The organism is Burkholderia sp. CpTa8-5 (assembly GCF_017815045.1).
GTDB lineage: Bacteria > Pseudomonadota > Gammaproteobacteria > Burkholderiales > Burkholderiaceae > Burkholderia > Burkholderia sola.
Map to the genome: position 1 here is coordinate 514,257 of NZ_JAGIQD010000001.1, position 18,754 is coordinate 533,010.

The following is an 18,754-nucleotide window of genomic DNA, read 5'->3' on the forward strand; positions in this document are numbered from 1 at the left end:
GGCGCGGCGATGGCCGTCCTCGCGGACGGCCCGGGTTCATTCGGTCAGTCGAGCCCGCCCTGGCACAGATACTTGATCGACAGATAGTCGTCGAGGCCATAACGCGAGCCTTCGCGACCATAGCCCGATTCCTTCACGCCGCCGAACGGCGCGGCCTCGCTCGCGAGCGCGCCTTCGTTGATCCCGACGATGCCGGTTTCGAGCCGCGCCGACACGCGCGCGATGCGCCGCACGTCCTGCGTGTAGAAATACGCGGCGAGCCCGAACGGCGTGTCGTTCGCGGCGTCGACCGCTTCGTCCTCCGTATCGAACCGGAACAGCGCGGCGACCGGGCCGAAGGTTTCCTCGCAGGTCAGCTGCATGTCGGCGGTGGCGTCGGCGAGCACCGTCGGCGCGTAATAGTTCGCACCGAGCTCGGTCAGGCGCTTGCCGCCCGTCAGCACGCGCGCGCCGCGCTCCACTGCATCGCCGACGTGCCGCGCGATCTTGTCGACCGCGCGCGCGTTGATCATCGGGCCGATCTGCGCGGCCGGGTCCGTCGCCGGCGCAACCTTCAGCGCGGCGACGCGCGCGGCGAGCTTCGCGGCGAATGCATCGTAGACGCCGGCCTGCACGTACACGCGATTCGGCGACACGCACGTCTGCCCGCCGTTGCGGAACTTGGCGGCCATCAGCCCGTCGACCGCGGCATCGAGCTCCGCATCGTCGAACACGATGAACGGTGCATTGCCGCCCAACTCCAGCGACAGCTTCTTCAACGTCGCCGCCGAGTCGCGCGCGAGCAGCTTGCCGACGGCCGTCGAGCCGGTGAACGTGATCTTGCGCACGCGGCCGTCGGCGAGCCAGTCGGCCGCGGCTTCCACGCCGCGTTCGCGCGACGCGGTAATCAGGTTCAGCACGCCGGCCGGCACGCCGGCTTCCTGCGCGAGAAACGCGAGCGCGAGCGCGGTCAGCGGCGTGTCCTCCGCCGGCTTCGCGACGACCGTGCAGCCGGCCGCGAGCGCGGGTGCGATCTTGCGCGCGATCATCGCGAGCGGGAAATTCCACGGCGTGATCGCCGCGACGACGCCGATCGGCTCCTTCACCGCGCTCAGCCGCTTGCCGCGCTGCTGCTGCGGGATCAGGTCGCCGTACGTGCGCGTCGCTTCCTCGGCGAACCACAGCACGTACGACGCACCGTACGCGACTTCGCCGCGCGCTTCGGCAAGCGGCTTGCCCTGTTCGCGCGACATCAGCTTCGCGAGATCGTCGGTGTGCGCGACGATCGCCGCATGCCAGGCACGCAGGATCGCGGCGCGTTCGCGCGCGGGCGTCGTGCGCCACGCGGGCAGCGCGCGGGCCGCCGCGTCGGTCGCCGCGCGGGCGTCGGCGGCGCCGCTGTCGGGTGCGTGGGCAACGGTATCGAGCGTGGCCGGATCGGTGACGGCGAAGCGGCGGCCGTCGAGCGCATCGCGCCAGGCGCCGTCGATCAGGTTGGCGGTGCGGACGAGTTCGGTTCGGGACAGCGTAAGCGGCATGACAGTTCCTTGAATGAAGCGGTTCGGCGGCAACGACAGCGGAGCGGGCGCGCGACGACCCCACGCGGACAGCGGGCTGCCGCGTTCAGGGGTGTCGCGCTTACGTCAGTGACGTTCGCCGAACAGCGATTCGAGCGGGTAGTGCCGTTTGACGAACGGCGATTTGATGATCACGTAACTGAAATACTTCTCGATGCCGATGTTCTGCTCGAGCAGCCCTTCGACGATCGTCTGGTAATGGCTCACGCTGCGCGTGATGAACTTCAGCAGATAGTCGTAGCCGCCGCTCGCGAGGTGGCATTCGACGATCTCGTCGACGTTGCGGATCGCCGCGACGAAGCGGTCGAAATCCTCGCGCCGGTGGTCGGCCAGCGTGACCTCGGTAAACACGACCTGCACGTCGCCGAGTTTCTCGAGCTGGATGTGCGCGCCGTAGCCGCCGATGTAGCCGGCCTTCTCGAGCCGCTTCACGCGGATCAGGCATGGACTGGGCGACAGCCCGACCGCATCGGCCAGCTCGACGTTGGTCATGCGGCCGCGCTTCTGCAACTGGGAGAGGATGCGCAGGTCGATGCGATCCAGCTTGCTGTCCGTCATGTTCACGTGAGAAGGCAAAAATGGAATGTCCGGTTACTTTAGAGTCGAACGATGGCGGCCACAAGCCCGGCTTTCCCTTGTCCGGTCAGGCCGGCTGCGCGTGCGCGGCGTCGAGCGCGCGCTGCACGCCCGCATCGGCCAGTACGTCGTCGAGCGTCTTGCGCACGCGTTCGAACAGCAGGTCGAACTCGCCCGCGGTGAAGCTCAGCGCCGGCGCGAAGCCGAGCACGCCGTCGCCGAACGCGCGGAACACCACGCCGTTCGCGTACGCGGCGGCCGCGATCTTGTCGGGCACGTTCAGCGCCGGGTCGAAGCGCGCCTTGTGCGCCTTGTCGGCCACCAGTTCGAGCGCGCCGAGCAGGCCGACCGAACGTGCGTCGCCGACGAGCGGATGCGCGCGCAGCGCGTCGAGCCCCGCGGCGAAGCGCGGCGCCAGCGCCTGGCCGTTCGCGAGCAGCCCGCCTTCGTGATAGAGCTTCAGCACCTCGAGGCCGATCGCCGCGCTCACCGGGTGCGCGGAATACGTATGGCCGTGGCCGACCACCGGCGCATCGGCGCGGTCGCCCGCGATCCCTTCGTAGATTTCGTCGGACATCAGCACCGCGCCCATCGGCGCATAGCCGGCGGTCAGGCCCTTCGCGACCGTCATCAGGTCCGGATCGACCTGCTCGGCCTCGCAGGCGAACAGCGGGCCGGTGCGGCCGAAGCCGGTGATCACCTCGTCGGCGACGAACAGGATGCCGAGACGCCGGCACGCGTCGCGCATCGCCTTCAGCCAGCCGGCCGGCGGCACGATGACGCCGCCGGAACCCTGCACCGGCTCGCAGAAGAACGCGGCGACGTTGTCCGCGCCGAGTTCGGCGACCTTCGCTTCGAGCGCGGCGACCGACGCGGCGATCAGCGCCTGCGGATCGTCGCCGAGCGGATGGCGGTACGGGTAGGGCGACGGAATATGGTGCTGGTCAGCGCGCGGCAGGTCGAAATGACGGTGGAACGCGGGCAGTGCGGTGAGGCCGGCGCCGACCGACGACGAACCGTGATAGCCGCGTTCCAGCGCGATCATCTGCTTCTTCGACGGGCGGCCGGTCGCGTTGAAATAATGCGTGATGAAACGGATCGCGGAATCGACCGCGTCCGAACCGCCGAGCGTGAAGTACACGCGGTTCAGCGACGGCGGCGCGAGCGCGGCGAGCCGTTCGGCGAGTTCGATCGCCGGCTGCGAGCCGAAGTGGAAATAACCGGTCGCGTAGGGCAGCTTCGCCATCTGGTCGGCGGCGGCCTTCACGATGCTGTCGCGGCCGTAGCCGACGTTCACGCACCACAGGCCCGAGAACGCGTCGAGCAGCGTGTGGCCCGCGGCGTCGCGCAGGAACACGCCGTCCGCGGATTCGAGCACGGTGACGCCGCGCGCCTCGTGCGCACGGTAGTTGACGACGGGGTGGATCAGATGTTGACGATCGGCTTCGATCAGCGCGGCTTGGTTCATGGGAAGGCGGGACTCTCGTCAGGTGTCAGCGGTGAGTTCATGCTAACGGGCGAGAATTCCGCATGCGTCTTCAATTTGCGGCCTGAAACGTATGCGCGCGGCGTTTGTGCGGGGCGCTTCGGCATTTTCTGCTGCGCGCCCGGCGGGCCGGGCGCGCAGCAGGTCAGTAGCCGCGCGTACGATCGACGACGCCGATCATCGGCTGCCCCGCGCGATGGCGCGCGAGGTTCGCGAGCACCGCGTCGACCGCGGTGTCGGGCCGCGTCGCGCTGGCGATGTGCGGCGTGATGCGAACGCGCGGATGCGTCCAGAACGGATGGCCGGCCGGCAGCGGTTCGGGGTCCGTCACGTCGAGGATCGCGCTGTCGACGCGGCCGCTCGCGAGCGCCGCGAGCAGCGCGGCTTCATCGAGTTGCGGGCCGCGCCCGACCTGCACGAGCGACGCGCCGGCCGGTAGCGCGTCGAACACGCGTGCGCCGAGCAGCCCGCGCGTGCTGTCGGTGAGCGGCAGCAGGCAGATCAGGATGTCGGTGCGGGCGAGGAACGCGTCGAGCGCCGCATCGCCCGCGTAGCAGTCGATGCCGTCGAGCGTGCGCGGCGTGCGGCTCCAGCCGGCGCACGGGAAACCGAAGCGCCGCAGCGTGTCGAGCACGGCCTGGCCGAGCGTGCCGAGCCCGAGCACGCCGACGCGCCGCGACGCGGCCGCGCGTACGGGATGCTCGCGCCACACCTGGTCGCGTTGCTGGGCCGCATAGTCGAACAGGTCGCGATGGATCGTCAGCACGGCCTGCGTCACGTATTCGACCATCCCTTCGACGATGCCCGGCTCGATCATCCGCACGACGGGGATGTGCGAAGGCACGCGCGACAGGTCGAACTGGTCGATGCCGGCGCCGACCGAGAACACGACTTCGAGATTCGGCAGCAGCCCGACCGGATCGTCCGGCGGCTGCCAGGCGGCGAGATAGCGGACGGCCGCGGCGTCGCCGAGGTCCGGCCAGATCCGGAACGGCAGGTCGGGCGCCTGTTGCGCGAAGCGTGCCGCCCACTGCGCGCCGCGCACCGGGTCGGCCTTGTACAGGAAGCTCATCGTCGGTGTCCTTCAGCCGAGTGCCTGGCTCACGATCGCGAACGCACGCAGCGCCGGGTCGCGCGCCGGCGTGGCGCCGCGCGCCATCGCGACGACGGTATCGACGCGCGGCAGCCCGAGCCCTTCCAGCCAGTCGGACAGCCCGCTGTCGCTGGGCAAGTCGAGCCGCACGAACATCCCCTCGTTCAACGCGAGCCAGTGGCTGATCAGCGCCTGCGCGCGCAGCGCATCCGGCGCGATCACCGGACCGATCACGTGGCCCGGGCCGAAACGGCGGAACAGCGCGAAGCCGAGCAACTCGCCGTCGCGATCGAGCGCGATGCCGTTCGCGACGTCGAGCAGCGCGTCGGTCACCGCGCCGCGTTCGTAGCCGGCCGCGCGCGACGCGAGCGCGGCGAGGCGCGGCCCGTCGTTGGTGCCGAGCGGGCGCAGGCGCTCGCCGGGCGGCAGCGAGATCAGCGGCGGCCGGAACGCCGCGCCCTGATGCTGGTCGATCGTATCGATCGGCTCGAAGCCGAGCGCGGCGTACAGCGGCTCGCGCCCCGGCATCGCATGCAGAAAGACGGTTCGTGTACCGAAGCCGTCGAGCGCGCGGGCCAGGAGCTCGCGCTCGATGCCGCCGCCCGCCCGCTCGGGCGACACGATCACCATGCCGAGCGCCGCGTGCGATTCGCCGAGGCGCCAGCCGAGTGCGGTCCCCACGACGCCGGTCTCGTCTTCGGCCACGATGCCGCTGCCGAGCTGGAACGCGAAGCGCCAGTCGTCGAGCCGGTGCGGCCACTTGACCGCCTCCGACAGCCGATGGGCGGCGGGCAGGTCGGTTTCGGCGAACGGGCGATAGGTGAGCGTGCGGGAAGAATTGAGGTCGGACACGCCGGACTCCGGATGGGTAGAAATGACCTATCGACTCTGCCAGCGACCCACGGGCGCGGATAGGACGATTCGCCTGTTTTCCGGCGGTGACGGACGCGCCCGCGAGATCGACGCAAACCCGTTCGATCGATGCGGACGAACGCGCTGATCGTGCCGGCGCGGCCGGTCAATCCCACCACTCCTGCTGTGGGAACGCCGCTACGATAAATGCACGGCCGCGCTGCCGCCTGCCCGGAGGGCCGCGCCGGCAGGCGAGCCCGCTGCGGCAGCACGCCGCCCACCGGCCGGCCGCGCCGCGCCCGATCGCGCCGCAGATCGTGCTGCATGTGCCGGGCAACACGCGGCGATTCTGCGTTTTGAGCGACGCCGAACGATGCGCGAACGACTTTTTGCCCTGATTCAATTTCGTTAAACCCAGCCCACCCCCGGCCCTGCCGGGGCTTCACACCGACAGGACGTCACCATGATCCAGTTTGAACCGAAGTACATCACCTTCGACTGCTACGGCACGCTGACCCATTTCCGGATGGCCGAGACGGCGCGCGAAATCTATGCGGACCGGCTGTCGCCGGCCGCGATGGAGGCCTTCGTGCGCGCGTTCGCCGCCTATCGGCTCGACGAGGTGCTCGGTGCGTGGAAGCCGTACCGCGACGTCGTCGTCAACTCGGTCCGCCGCACCTGCGCGCGGCTCGGCGTGAAGTTCGACGAAGCCGAGGCCGAGCTTTTCTATCATGCGGTGCCGACGTGGGGCCCGCACCCGGACGTGCCGGCCGGGCTGTCGCGGCTGGCGTCGAAGTACAAGCTGGTGATCCTGTCGAATGCGATGGACGAGCAGATCATGAGCAACGTCGACAAGCTCGGCGCGCCGTTCCACGCGGTGTTCACCGCGCAGCAGGCGCAATCGTACAAGCCGCGGATGCAGGGCTTCGAATACATGTTCGACAAGCTCGGCTGCAAGCCGGAGGACGTGCTGCACGTGTCGTCGAGCCTGCGCTACGACCTGATGACGGCCGAGGATCTCGGGATCAAGCACAAGGCGTTCGTGAACCGCGGCCACGAGCCGGGCACGCCGTTCTACAACTATTACGAAGTGTCGGACATCGGCCAGCTCGCGACGCAGCTCGGGCTGTAAGCCGGCTGCGCCGGCAGATCCATCGAACGCGCGACGGGACGCGGCCGTGATGCCGGCGCGTCCCGTCACGCGTTCGATCAGCGGTCGAAACGAGGGTAATTACCGATATCGAGTCGTTCAAGGCGGGGCCGCCCGGGCCGATATATGTACCGAACGGTTAATATTTCGAGGCCCCCGCATGAAGTTGTCCACCAAACTGCTGATGCTCGTCGCCGCGGCGCTGCTCGGCGTCGTCCTGCTCGCCGCGCTGTCGCTGCACACGCTGCGCGACGCGCTGATCGACAGCCGCCGCGAAGAGATCGTCATTCTGCTGACCAAGGCCGAGCATCTGGTCGATTCGTATCGCGCGCTGCAGACGAGCGGCACGCTCACGCAGGAGCAGGCGCAGCAGCAGGCCAAGGCCGCGCTGGCGGCGCTCAACGCGAATTCGAAGAGCTACTTCTGGGTCACGACGTCGGACGGCGTCAACCTCGTGCACCCGAACGCGAAATTCATCGGCACGCGCGCGAAAGGCAACCGCACGACCAGCGGCATGACCGACAGCGAGGCGTACCGCGCGGGGATGGCGCAGGCGCATTTCGCGCTCGTCGACGTGCTGATCAAGCGCAGCCCCGACGCGGACCTGGAGCCGAAGCTGCAGGGCGTGGTCGCGATTCCGGACTGGAACTGGTGGATCGGCACCGGATTTTTCTACGACGACATCAACGCGGCGTTTGCCCGACTCGCGATGGTGCTCGGCGCCGTCGCGCTCGTCATCGCCGCGGCGCTCGCGGCCATCGCATGGGGCGTGCTGCGCAGCGTCAGGCGCACGCTCGGCGGCGAGCCCGCGCATGCGACGCAGATCGCCGCCCGCATCGCCGCCGGCGAACTGGACGTGCAGTTCGATACGGCGCACGCCGCGCCCGGCAGCCTGCTCGTCGCGCTGGGCGACATGAAGGCGCGGCTGACCGACACCATCGCCGAGATCCAGACCACGACCCACTCGATCGCCACCGGCACCGGCGAGATCGCGCAAGGCAACCTGGATCTGTCGCAGCGCACCGAGCAGCAGGCCGCGTCGTTGCAGGAAACGGCGGCGAGCATGGAGCAGATCACGTCCACGGTCAAACAGAACGCCGACAACGCACGTCAGGCGAATGCGCTCGTGGCCCAGGCGAAGGATGCGACCGAACTCGGCGGCGCCGCCGTGCAGGCGGTCGTCGAAACGATGCGGCAGATTTCGGACGGATCGGTGCGGATCGCGGACATTACCGTCGTCATCGAAAGCATCGCGTTCCAGACCAACATTCTCGCGCTCAACGCCGCGGTGGAAGCCGCGCGGGCCGGCGAGGAGGGGCGCGGGTTCGCCGTCGTCGCGTCGGAAGTGCGTTCGCTCGCGCAACGCAGCGCCGCGGCCGCGAAGGACATCAAGGGATTGATCGACGCGTCGGTCGAGCGGGCCGGCAGCGGCAGCCGGCTCGTCGAGACGGCCGGCGAGCGCATGACGGAGATCGTCCGGTCGATCGACCGGGTGGCCGACATCATGGGCGAGATTTCGGCGGCATCGGCCGAGCAAAGCACCGGCATCGAACAGATCGGGCTGGCGGTCGCGCAAATGGACGAAGTCACCCAGCAGAACGCCGCGCTCGTCGAGCAGGCGGCCGCGGCCGCCTCGTCGCTGGACGAGCAGGCGGCGCGCCTGCGGGCCGCCGTATCGGTCTTCCGGCTCGCTGCGTGACGGCTTCGCGCCGTCCGTTCGAGGCCGGCGCATCCTCTGCTTCTCGGGCGCCGCGCTGGCGGCCGCCCGGCGTGCGCGTCGACATGCCGGTGACGCACGCGGGCGCGGCGCCTGACGGCTGCACGGTCCCGGTTTCCCGGTAGTCCCGTGATCTTCCCGTCTTCCCGCCAAGCCGCTCCGATCGAGCGGCATTCCTCTGAACTTTCCTGTGCGACGTCCCGTCGCGGTCCCCACCGTCGACGCCCGTGCATGCGGCGATCTGTCGCAATGCGCCGCTCATTTCGGCCGTCGTCGGCATGCGCACACGCATTCGACACAAACGTGCGGTTTGCGTGAGCCAAACGCGCGCCGGATGCCGAACGGGCAATTTTGTCGGCGCAATCTGCGGCGGCTGCGGCCTTACGATTTCCTGCATCGACACCGATTCGGCAACCACCGCGACACGCCACCGGGCCAACGGCGACACGTGCGCGCACGCAGCAATTCATGCTGCGCGGGCGGCCTAAAACGGTCGATTCGTATCGTGCGGGGCGCCCGAATCGCGACAAACCGCATTTTGGCGATGCTTAAATGAATTGCATGTGTACGACGTCGCGCCCGCCACCAGCAAGCGGGCGCGGCGCGATTGAACAACCACGCTGGACCCTTGGACCCACTTCCCACAGTCAGGAGCAGTTCGGATGAGCGACGATATCGACAACGGCGGCAAGGGCGGCTTCACGCGCCGCGACATGATGAAGGTCATGGCGGCGGGCGGCATGATGGCCGCCGGCGCCGGCGGACTGCTGATGACCCCCGATTCGGCATTCGCCGCGCCCGCGCCGAAGCGCGGCGGCAAGATCCGGGTTGCGAACGAAGCCGGCTCGACGGCCGATACGCTCGACCCGGCCAAGGGCTCGACGGGCGCGGACTACACGCGCTTCTTCATGTTCTACAGCGGTCTCACGCAGCTCGATGCGAGCCTGACGCCGCAGATGAACCTCGCCGAGTCGCTGCAGACGACCGACGCGAAGACCTGGATCATCAAGCTGCGCAAGGGCGTCACGTTCCACGACGGCAAGCCCGTCGGCCCGGCCGACGTGGTGTTTTCGCTGATGCGCCACAAGAACCCGGCCACCGCGTCGAAGGTCAAGACGCTTGCCGAACAGTTCTCGGATGCGAAGGCGACCGGCCCCGACGAAGTCACGCTGACGCTCGCGAGCGCGAACGCCGATCTGCCGGTGATCCTCGCGACGCCGCAGCTCGTGATCGTCAAGGACGGCACGACCGACTTCTCGACCGGCGTCGGCTGCGGCCCGTACAAGCTGAAGTCGTTCAAGCCGGGCGTGTCGACCATCGGCGTGCGCAACGACAGCTACTTCAAGCCGGGCAAGCCGTATCTCGACGAGATCGAGCTGATCGGCATCAGCGACAGCGCCGCGCGCCTGAACGCGCTGCTGTCGGGCGACGTGCACCTGATCAACGCGATCGATCCGCGCTCGACGCAGCGGGTCTCGTCGACGCCGGGCTACGCACTGAAGGAAACCAAGTCCGGCCTCTATACCGACCTGATCATGCGCAGCGACAACCCGATCGTCGCGAACCCCGATTTCGTCGAAGGGATGAAGTACCTGTTCGATCGCGAACAGCTTCGCACGGCGGTGTTCCGCGGCTATTCGGTGATCGGCAACGACCAGCCGATTCCGCCGGGGCATCGCTACTTCAACGCGTCGCTGCCGCAGCGCGCGCACGATCCGGACAAGGCGAAATTCCTGCTCCAGAAGGCGGGGGCGCTCGGCGCCGCGCTGCCGCCGATCTATGCGACGTCCGACGCGAACGGGTCGATCGAGATGGCCGTGCTGCTGCAGCAGGCCGGCCAGAAGATCGGGCTGAACCTGCAGGTCAACCGCGCGTCGCCCGACGGCTACTGGTCGAACCACTGGATGAAGCACCCGCTCACCTTCGGCAACATCAACCCGCGCTCGAGCGCCGACGTGCTGTTCACGCAGTTCTTCAAGTCGGATGCGCCGTGGAACGAGTCGGGCTGGAAGAACGCGAAGTTCGACCAGTTGCTGCTCGCCGCGCGTTCGGAAACCGACGACGCGAAGCGCAAGCAGATGTACGGCGACATGCAGGTGATCGTCGCGCAGCAGGGGCGGGTCGGCATTCCCGCGTTCATCAGCTTCCTCGACGGCTACGACAAGCGGCTCGCGGGCCTCGGTTCGATCCCCACCGGGCCGATGATGGGCTTCACGTTCGCCGAGAACGTGTGGTGGAACGCATGACGTTGTTGCTGGCCGCCGTTGCGTGGCCGGTGCGGGCGACCGCGCCGGCCGCGCGGGGGCTTTTCGGGAGTGTCGCTCCATGAACCGAGTTCTCATCGGGCTGATCGGCCGGCGCATCGCGGTCACCGCGCTGACGCTGCTGATCGTGTCCGCGATCATTTTCACGATCACGAACCTGCTGCCGGGCGACGCCGCGCAGGCCGCGCTCGGCCAGTCGGCGACGCCGGAGACGGTCGCCGCGCTGCGCCAGCAGTTCGGTCTCGACATGCCGGCGCACGTGCGTTACCTGCACTGGCTCGGCGGGCTGCTGCACGGCGATTTCGGCCGGTCGTTTTCCGGCGACATGCCGGTGTCGGAACTGATCGGCGGGCGCCTGCCGAAGTCGCTCGCGCTGGCGGCGATCACGACCGCGGTGTCGGTGCCGATCGCATTGCTGCTCGGGATCCTCGCGGCGGTCAAGCGCGAGTCGGCGATCGACCGCGTGATCAGCCTCGGCACGCTGTCGCTCGTCGCGACGCCGGAATTCCTGATCGCGACGGTCGCCGTGCTCGTGTTCGCGGTGAAGCTGCACTGGCTGTCCGCACTGTCGTACAGCGGCCCGATCGAAAGCCTGCACGATTTCCTGCGTGCATATGCGATGCCGGTGCTGACGCTGTGCGCGGTCGTGATCGCGCAGATGGCGCGCATGACGCGCGCCGCGGTGATCGAGCAACTGAGCGCGTCGTACGTCGAGATGGCCACGTTGAAGGGCGCGAGCCCGGCGCGCGTCGTGCTGCGCCATGCGCTGCCGAACGCGATCGGCCCGATCGCCAATGCGATCGCGCTGAGCCTGTCGTATCTGCTCGGCGGCGTGATCGTCGTCGAGACGATCTTCAACTATCCGGGCCTCGCGAGCCTGATGGTCGACGCCGTCAGCAATCGCGATTTCCCGTTGGTCCAGGCGTGCACGCTGATCTTCTGCGTCGCGTACCTGACGCTCGTGCTGTTCGCCGACCTGTGCTCGATCGTGTCGAACCCGCGACTGCGCACCTGAGTGTTTCGTCTTTCTTCCGAGATGCCGCCCATGCAACCGATCGAACCCGTACAACGCAGCAGCGCGCTGCCGCCCTCCGGCGACCCGCCCCTCGGGCGGGGCAGCATGCCGCCTGCCGCGCCTGCTCCCGAACAGCCGCGCAAGCGCCGCGCCACGCGCCTCGCGTTGACGACCGGCGGCCGCGTCGGCCTGTCGATGGCCGGCCTGATGCTGTTCGTTGCGGTGTTCGCGCCGCTGATCGCGCCGCATGACGTCGGCGCGATCGTCACGCCCGACGTGTTCGCGTCGTTCAGCGCGAAGCTGCCGTTCGGCTCCGACTTCCTCGGCCGCGACATGCTGAGCCGGATCCTGTACGGCACGCGGCTGACCGTGCTGCTCGCGCTGGCCGCGGTGCTGCTCGCCGCGGTGACCGGCACGACGCTCGGGCTGCTCGCGACCGTGTCGGGCCGCGCGGTCGACGAGACGATGAGCCGGCTGCTCGACGCGCTCACGTCGATTCCGTCGAAGATGTTCGCGCTGATGTTCGTCGCCGCATTCGGCTCGTCGCTGCCGCTGCTGGTGCTCACCGCCGCGGTCAGCTACATGCCGGGCTCGTACCGGATCGCGCGTGCGCTGGCGGTCAACATCAGCACGCTCGAATTCGTGCAGGTGGCGAAGGCGCGCGGCGAAAGCGCGCTGTACATCGCGTGCGTCGAGATGCTGCCGAACATGATCCACCCGATGCTGGCGGACACCGGGCTGCGCTTCACGTTCGTCGTGCTGCTGCTGAGCGGCCTGAGCTTTCTCGGGCTCGGCGTGCAGCCGCCGTACGCGGACCTCGGCTCGCTCGTGCGCGAGAACATCGCGAGCCTCGGCGACGGCTCGGCCGTCGCGATCATGCCCGCGGTCGCGATCGCGATCCTGACGGTGGGCGTCAACCTGTTGATCGACGGTCTGCCGCATCGCGGCCGCCGCAAGGGCGCGGCCGGCGCCGCCGGAGGACACTGATGCGACACGAATCGAATCCGCTCGTCGAGGTGCGCGGACTGCGCGTGGTCGGCGGCCGGCCGGGCGGCGACGAAACGACGATCGTCCACGGCGTCGACTTCGACATCGGGCGCGGCGAGGTGCTTGCGCTGATCGGCGAATCGGGCTCCGGCAAGACGACGATCGCGCTGTCGCTGATGGGCCATGCGCGCGCCGGATGCCGGATCGCCGGCGGCTCGGTGAAGCTCGACGGCACCGACGTGTGCACGCTTTCCGGACCGGCGCTGACCGCGCTGCGCGGCCGCAAGGTCGCGTATATCGCCCAGAGCGCGGCCGCCGCGTTCAACCCGTCGCGCACGATTCTCGACCAGGTGATCGAGAGCGCGCTGATCCACAAGACGATGACGAAGCGCGACGCGCAGGCGAAGGCGATCGAGCTGTTTCGCGCGCTCGCGCTGCCCGAGCCGGAGACGATCGGCAAACGCTATCCGCACCAGGTATCGGGCGGCCAGTTGCAGCGGCTGATGGCCGCGATGGCGCTGATCACCGATCCGGAGCTGGTGATCCTCGACGAGCCGACCACCGCGCTCGACGTGACCACGCAGATCGACGTGCTGCAGGCATTCAAGAACGTGATCAAGCGCTGCGGGATGAGCGCGGTGTACGTGTCGCACGACCTGGCCGTGGTCGCGCAGATGGCCGACCGGATCGTCGTGCTGAGCGACGGCGTGATCCGCGAGGCGGGCGATACCGAACAGATCCTGCATGCGCCGACGCACCCGTACACGCAGAGCCTGATCGCGGCGGTCACGCCGAACGATGCGGAGCGCGACGTGGAAGCGCAACGACCGGCCGCGCCCGCGCCGCTGCTCGACGTGCGCGGCGCGATCGCGGGCTACGGCGGCCGCGCCGCGAACGGCTGGCCCGCGAAGGTGATCCTGCACGAAGTCGACCTGCGCATCGGGCGCGGGCAGACGGTCGGCGTGATCGGCGAATCGGGCTCTGGCAAGACGACGCTCGCGAAGGTGATCGCGGGCCTCGTGCCGGCGACCGGTGGCGAGATCCTGCTCGACGGCGTGCCGCTCGCACGCGATATCGTCAAGCGCACCAAGGAGCAGCATCGCCGCGTGCAGATCGTGTTCCAGAACGCCGATACCGCGCTCAATCCCGTGCATACCGTCGAGCGCACGCTCGCACGACCGCTCGCGTTCTACCACGGGATCAAGGGCGCGCGAGCCCGCCAGCGCGTCGCGGAGCTGCTCGAACTCGTGCGGCTGCCGCCGGCGGTGGCGTCGCGGCGGACCGGCGAGCTGTCGGGCGGGCAGAAGCAGCGCGTGAACCTCGCGCGCGCGCTCGCGGCCGAGCCCGACCTGATCCTGTGCGACGAGGTCACGTCGGCGCTCGACACCGTCGTCGGCGCCGCGATCATCGAGCTGCTGCGCGACCTGCAGGCAAAGCTCGGCGTGTCGTACGTGTTCATCACGCACGACATCGCGAAGGTGCGCGCGATCAGCGACGACATCGTCGTGCTGTATGCGGGCCGCCGCGTGGAGACGGGCAGTCGCGACGCGCTGTGCGCGCCGCCTTATCACCCGTATTCGCATCTGCTCGTGTCGTCCGCGCCGGAGTTGCGCGCGGGCTGGCTCGACGATGCGGCCGAGCGTTGCCACCGGCCGCTGGTGCCGATCGGCGCGCGCGAGAACGAGGACGAGCTGTGTCCGTTCCTGTCGCGCTGCGCGATGCGCGTGGACGGCGTGTGCAACCGGACGGCCCCGTCGCTGCGCACGCTCGGCAACGGCGCGCAGGTGCTGTGCCATCGCAGCGAGGAGGATCTCGCGCGCTTCCAGGCGGAGCCGATTCCCGCCGGTGTCGCGCCGCTGCAGCTGTAGTGCGTGGCGCGCGAACCGTTCATCGCGCAGGGCGGTGAACGGGCCGCCGCATAGTCTGCCGCGGCGGTCGCGCAAAACGGCAATTTGCACGCGTGCCGCGCGCGAATACGCGGCAACTGCGGTTTTTGACGGTGATTAAATGATTCTCATTGAACGGTCGCCGATCGTCGTTGCGGAAATGCTCGAGAAGGATCCGATGAAACTGGAATCGTACTGGCTGGATACCCGCCCCGCGTTTCGCGCCGGAAGCGTTGGCCCCGTCGAAGGGCGGGCCGACGTCGTCGTGATCGGCGGCGGGTTCACCGGTTTGTCGGCGGCGCTCGCGCTCGCGCAGCGCGGCGTTTCGGTGGTCGTGCTCGAAGCCGCGCAGGTCGCGGGCGAAGCGTCTGGCCGCAACGGCGGCCAGTGCAATACGGGCGTCGCGCAGGACTACGCGTCGCTGGCCGCCCGCATCGGCGCCGCGCAGGCGAAGCAGTTTTATCTCGCATACGAAAGCGCGGTGAAGAGCGTCGAGACGATCGTGACCGAACAGGCGATCGATTGCGATTTCCGGCGCGCCGGCAAGCTGAAGCTCGCCGCGAAGCCACAGCATTTCGCGGCGCTCGAAAAGACCTTCAACGCATTGCGGCGCGACGTGGATCCGGATATCGAACTGATCGAACCGTCGCGGATCCGCGACGAAATCGCATCCGACGGCTTCTACGGCGGGCTCCTGCAGCGCAACGGCGCACAGATGCACATGGGCAAGTTCGGCGTCGGCCTCGCGCAAGCGGCCGTGCGGGCCGGCGCACGCGTGGTCGAGCACGCGGCCGTCACGCAGATCGACCGGCTCGACGGCGAGCGCCACCGGATCACCAGCACCCGCGGCACGATCGTTGCCGACCGCGTTCTGGTCGCCACCGGCGCATCGCAGCACGGGCCGTTCGCGTGGTTCCGGCGACGCATCGCGCCGGTCGGCAGCTTCATCGTCGTGACCGAGCCGCTGCCGGATGCGCAGCTGAACCGGCTGTTTCCGCATCGCCGCGCCTACGTGACGTCGCGCCAGATCGGCAACTACTTCCGCGTGACGCCCGACAACCGGCTGCTGTTCGGCGGCCGCGCGCGTTTCGCGATGTCGAGCCCGCGCTCCGACGCGAAGAGCGGCGACGTCCTGCGCGCCGGCATGGCCGGCTACTTCCCGGAACTGGCCGGCGTGCGGCTCGACTACTGCTGGGGCGGGCTGGTGGACATCACCGCCGACCGGCTGCCGCGCGCGGGCCAGCACGACGGGCTCTATTACTCGATGGGCTACAGCGGCCACGGCGTGCAGATGTCGGTGCACATGGGCCGCGTGATGGCCGACGTGCTGTATGGCGCGGCCGCGTCGAACCCGTGGCGCGAGCTCGACTGGCCGGCGATACCCGGCCATTTCGGGCACGCGTGGTTTTTGCCGCTCGTCGGCGCGTATTACCGGATGCAGGATTTCCTGCATTGAAGCGCGCGCCGGGAGAATTCGACATGACAGTGCAATTCGTTGGCTCGCCGCGTGTCGCGCGGCCCGTGTCGCCGGCGATCGGCGACGTGCTGCGCACGATCGACGCGTCGTTCGCGCAGCCGCTGAACCTCGACACGCTCGCGGCGGTGGCCGGGTTGAGCGTGTCGCGCTTCACCGCGCGCTTTCGCAGCGAAACCGGGCTGTCGCCGCACCGGTATCTGTGTCTCGTGCGGATACGGCGGGCGCAGGACCTGTTGCGCGCCGGTCTCGCGCCGTCGGTCGTCGCGACCGACGTCGGCTTCTTCGATCAGAGCCATCTGTGCCGGCATTTCCGGCGCGTGCTCGGGATCACGCCGCGCGATTACATGGTCGCCCGTACGGGCGGCGCACCGGTGCGAGCGCCATCGACGCGCATGCGCGCCGAACGCCGCGATGCATCGTGTCACGCGGCGTAAGCACACGTATGGACGACATGCCCCGCTGAGGATTTTCCGGCAGGCGAGCCGGCGAACGACGATTTCCGATATCGCGTGACCGCTTTCGAACGAATCCGTCACGCACTGCACAGGAGCAGAAATGACCGCAGTTTTCGTGTTGCACCGGGCCGACGGCGCACCGTCTTCCACCGCATTCAGCAAGCAGGCGTTCGGCGCGAGCGATCCGTTCGCGTCGCATCGCGAGATCGCGTGGGAAGGCCCCGACGCGATGGCCGCGGGGCGCATCGGCTTCGTGGGCGAACTGGATGTGCCGAGCTTTCCGCACATCGAAACCCTCGTCGTCGTCCAGGGCGAGTTGACGCTCGAAGCGCCCGGGGCCGCACCGCTGGTGGTCGGCCCTGGGCAAGGCGCCGTGATCGGCTGCGGCACCGCGCTGCGTATCGCCGCGGCATCGCCGGTACTGCTGATGTTCTGCGCGGCAACGTGCGAGACACCGACGAAACGCGGCATCTTCGCGCTGCACGCCGACGCGAACTTCAAACCGTCCGCCACGCTGCCGGCCGAGGTGCTGCTCGGCCCCGCGCCGCAATGCCGCAGCGACAACGTGTTCACCGACGACGGCGCCGGGTACTGCGCGGGCACGTGGGATTCGACGCCGTATCACCGGATCGTCCGGCCGCATCGCGCGAACGAGTTCATGTTCCTGCTGGACGGCGGCGTCCGGTTCGCGGCGCCCGACGGCAGCGTGCAGTCGCTGGGCACCGGCGACGCGCTGTTCGTGCCGCGCGGCGCGTCGATCGGGTGGGAAAGCAGCGAACGCGTCGCGAAGTTCTACGTGATGCAGAACGTCAAACCCTCCACCGAACGAGACTGAGCATGTCCCCTCCGCTGCGCCATATCGAAACCTTGTCCACGCCGCCGGCCGCGGCCGACGTCGTCGTGATCGGCGGCGGCATCATCGGCGTCTTCACCGCCTACTACCTGGCCCGCCGCGGCATATCGGTCGCGCTCGTCGAGAAAGGGCGCATCGGCGCCGAACAGTCGAGCCGCAACTGGGGCTGGTGCCGCCAGCAGAACCGCGATGCGCGCGAGTTGCCGATGGCGAGCAAGAGCATCGATCTGTGGGAACGATTCGCCGCCGAATCCGGAGAAGACACCGGCTTTCATCGCTGCGGGCTGCTGTATCTCAGCAACGACGAGGCCGAGCTGTCCCGCTGGGCCAGCTGGGGCGAATTCGCGAAGACCGCCGGTGTGACCACATACATGCTCGACAGCAAGCAGGCCGCCGAGCGCGGACGGGCGACCGGGCAGCAGTGGAAGGGCGGCGTGTTCTCGCCGACCGACGGCACGGCCGATCCGGGCAAGGCCGCGCCGGCCGTGGCCGCCGCGCTGATCAAGCTGGGCGGCAGTGTCCACCAGCACTGCGCGGCGCGCGGCATCGAGCTCGAAGGCGGCCGTGTCGCGGGCGTCGTCACCGAGGCGGGCGTCATCAAGACGCGAACGGCCGTGATGGCCGGCGGCGCATGGGCGTCGTCGTTCTGCCGCCAGCTCGGCATCCGGTTTCCGCAAGCGTCGATCCGTCAGTCGATCCTGAGCGTGTCGCCCGTCGACACGCCGTTGCCGGATGCGATGTACACGTCCGGCGTGTCCATCACGCGCCGCAGCGACGGACGCTACGCATTGGCGATCAGCGGCCGCGCGCGCGTGGACCTGACGCCGCAGTTCCTGCGCTTCGCGCCGCAATTCGTGCCGATGTTCGCGAAACGCTGGCGCAATCTGCTGCCGGGCGGCCTCGAAGGCGTGCGTGGCGGCCATGAAACGTTGAAGCGCTGGCGCCTCGACGCGCCGACGCCGATGGAAGCCGTACGCATTCTCGATCCGAAGCCCGACATGCCGACGATCACCGAAACGTACCGACGCGCGTCCGAACTGCTGCCCGAACTGCGCGAAGCGAAGATCACGCACGCGTGGGCCGGGTTCGTCGACAGCACGCCGGACGGCGTGCCGGGCATCGGCGAAGTGCCGGGCGTGCCGGGGCTCATCCTCGCGGCGGGGTTTTCGGGGCACGGCTTCGGGATCGGCCCGGGCGCCGGGCACCTGATCGCCGATCTCGCATCCGGTGCGCAACCTTTCGTGGACCCGGCGCCGTACCGGCCCGGCCGGTTCAGCGAGTCCGCGTGGGGCAAGGTCGCCGATTTTTGATGCAACGCCGTTACATGGATGAGCGGTCGCCTGAGTACGACGCGCATCGAGCCGGACCGCCCGCGAGCGGCCGGATC

General features: G+C 68.9%; 15 protein-coding genes. 10 read left to right on the forward strand and 5 right to left on the reverse strand.

Translation table 11 applies throughout. The annotated features are described in order from the left end of the window. Positions 1-44 precede the first annotated feature (44 nt). The 5 genes from J8I35_RS02280 to J8I35_RS02300 form a co-directional block, all read right to left on the reverse strand. Positions 45-1,517 carry an NAD-dependent succinate-semialdehyde dehydrogenase gene (locus J8I35_RS02280; protein WP_209924356.1) on the reverse strand — a complete coding sequence of 491 codons (1,473 nt, stop codon included), beginning with the start codon at positions 1,515-1,517 and terminating at the stop codon, positions 45-47. Positions 1,518-1,622: 105 nt separating this feature from the next. Continuing rightward, positions 1,623-2,114 (reverse strand): winged helix-turn-helix transcriptional regulator, encoded by a 492-nt coding sequence (locus tag J8I35_RS02285; RefSeq protein ID WP_006749694.1) that lies wholly within the window; start codon positions 2,112-2,114, stop codon positions 1,623-1,625. Between the two features lie 85 nt (positions 2,115-2,199). After that, positions 2,200-3,600 carry an aspartate aminotransferase family protein gene (locus J8I35_RS02290; RefSeq protein ID WP_124592765.1) on the reverse strand — a complete coding sequence of 467 codons (1,401 nt, stop codon included), beginning with the start codon at positions 3,598-3,600 and terminating at the stop codon, positions 2,200-2,202. A 163-nt stretch (positions 3,601-3,763) separates the two neighbouring features. After that, positions 3,764-4,690 carry a glyoxylate/hydroxypyruvate reductase A gene (locus tag J8I35_RS02295; RefSeq protein WP_209924357.1) on the reverse strand — a complete coding sequence of 309 codons (927 nt, stop codon included), beginning with the start codon at positions 4,688-4,690 and terminating at the stop codon, positions 3,764-3,766. Between the two features lie 12 nt (positions 4,691-4,702). Next, positions 4,703-5,563 (reverse strand): GNAT family N-acetyltransferase, encoded by an 861-nt coding sequence (locus J8I35_RS02300; protein ID WP_209924358.1) that lies wholly within the window; start codon positions 5,561-5,563, stop codon positions 4,703-4,705. Positions 5,564-6,026: 463 nt separating this feature from the next. Here J8I35_RS02300 and J8I35_RS02305 point away from each other — a divergent pair, with 463 nt between their 5' ends. From J8I35_RS02305 to J8I35_RS02350, 10 genes are all read left to right on the forward strand, one after another. Further along, positions 6,027-6,695, forward strand: coding sequence for a haloacid dehalogenase type II (locus tag J8I35_RS02305; protein ID WP_050016866.1), 669 nt, complete (start codon positions 6,027-6,029; stop codon positions 6,693-6,695). A gap of 178 nt (positions 6,696-6,873) precedes the next feature. Further along, complete coding sequence (locus J8I35_RS02310) at positions 6,874-8,412, forward strand: methyl-accepting chemotaxis protein (protein ID WP_050016867.1); 1,539 nt, start codon at positions 6,874-6,876, stop codon at positions 8,410-8,412. Between the two features lie 680 nt (positions 8,413-9,092). Beyond that, positions 9,093-10,676: an ABC transporter substrate-binding protein gene (locus J8I35_RS02315; protein ID WP_209924359.1), complete on the forward strand. Its 1,584-nt coding sequence runs from the start codon at positions 9,093-9,095 to the stop codon at positions 10,674-10,676. A gap of 79 nt (positions 10,677-10,755) precedes the next feature. After that, positions 10,756-11,709, forward strand: coding sequence for an ABC transporter permease (locus J8I35_RS02320; RefSeq protein WP_176015956.1), 954 nt, complete (start codon positions 10,756-10,758; stop codon positions 11,707-11,709). Positions 11,710-11,739: 30 nt separating this feature from the next. Beyond that, the gene (locus tag J8I35_RS02325) at positions 11,740-12,696 is read left to right on the forward strand and encodes an ABC transporter permease (protein WP_050016872.1); all 957 of its coding nucleotides are present in this window, start codon (positions 11,740-11,742) and stop codon (positions 12,694-12,696) included. Then, the gene (locus tag J8I35_RS02330; protein ID WP_209924360.1) at positions 12,696-14,564 is read left to right on the forward strand and encodes an ABC transporter ATP-binding protein; all 1,869 of its coding nucleotides are present in this window, start codon (positions 12,696-12,698) and stop codon (positions 14,562-14,564) included. The genes J8I35_RS02325 and J8I35_RS02330 overlap by 1 nt, the downstream gene beginning before the upstream one ends. A 139-nt stretch (positions 14,565-14,703) precedes the next feature. Beyond that, on the forward strand, positions 14,704-16,038 hold the full coding sequence (locus J8I35_RS02335) for an FAD-binding oxidoreductase (RefSeq protein ID WP_209924361.1): 1,335 nt from the start codon (positions 14,704-14,706) through the stop codon (positions 16,036-16,038). A 23-nt stretch (positions 16,039-16,061) separates the two neighbouring features. After that, positions 16,062-16,493 (forward strand): AraC family transcriptional regulator, encoded by a 432-nt coding sequence (locus J8I35_RS02340; RefSeq protein WP_050016963.1) that lies wholly within the window; start codon positions 16,062-16,064, stop codon positions 16,491-16,493. A gap of 121 nt (positions 16,494-16,614) precedes the next feature. Further along, positions 16,615-17,349 (forward strand): cupin domain-containing protein, encoded by a 735-nt coding sequence (locus J8I35_RS02345; protein ID WP_209924362.1) that lies wholly within the window; start codon positions 16,615-16,617, stop codon positions 17,347-17,349. 2 nt (positions 17,350-17,351) lie between these two features. After that, entirely contained in the window at positions 17,352-18,677 is a 1,326-nt protein-coding gene (locus tag J8I35_RS02350) for an FAD-binding oxidoreductase (RefSeq protein ID WP_050016878.1), read from the forward strand. The last annotated feature ends 77 nt before the right edge of the window (positions 18,678-18,754 follow it).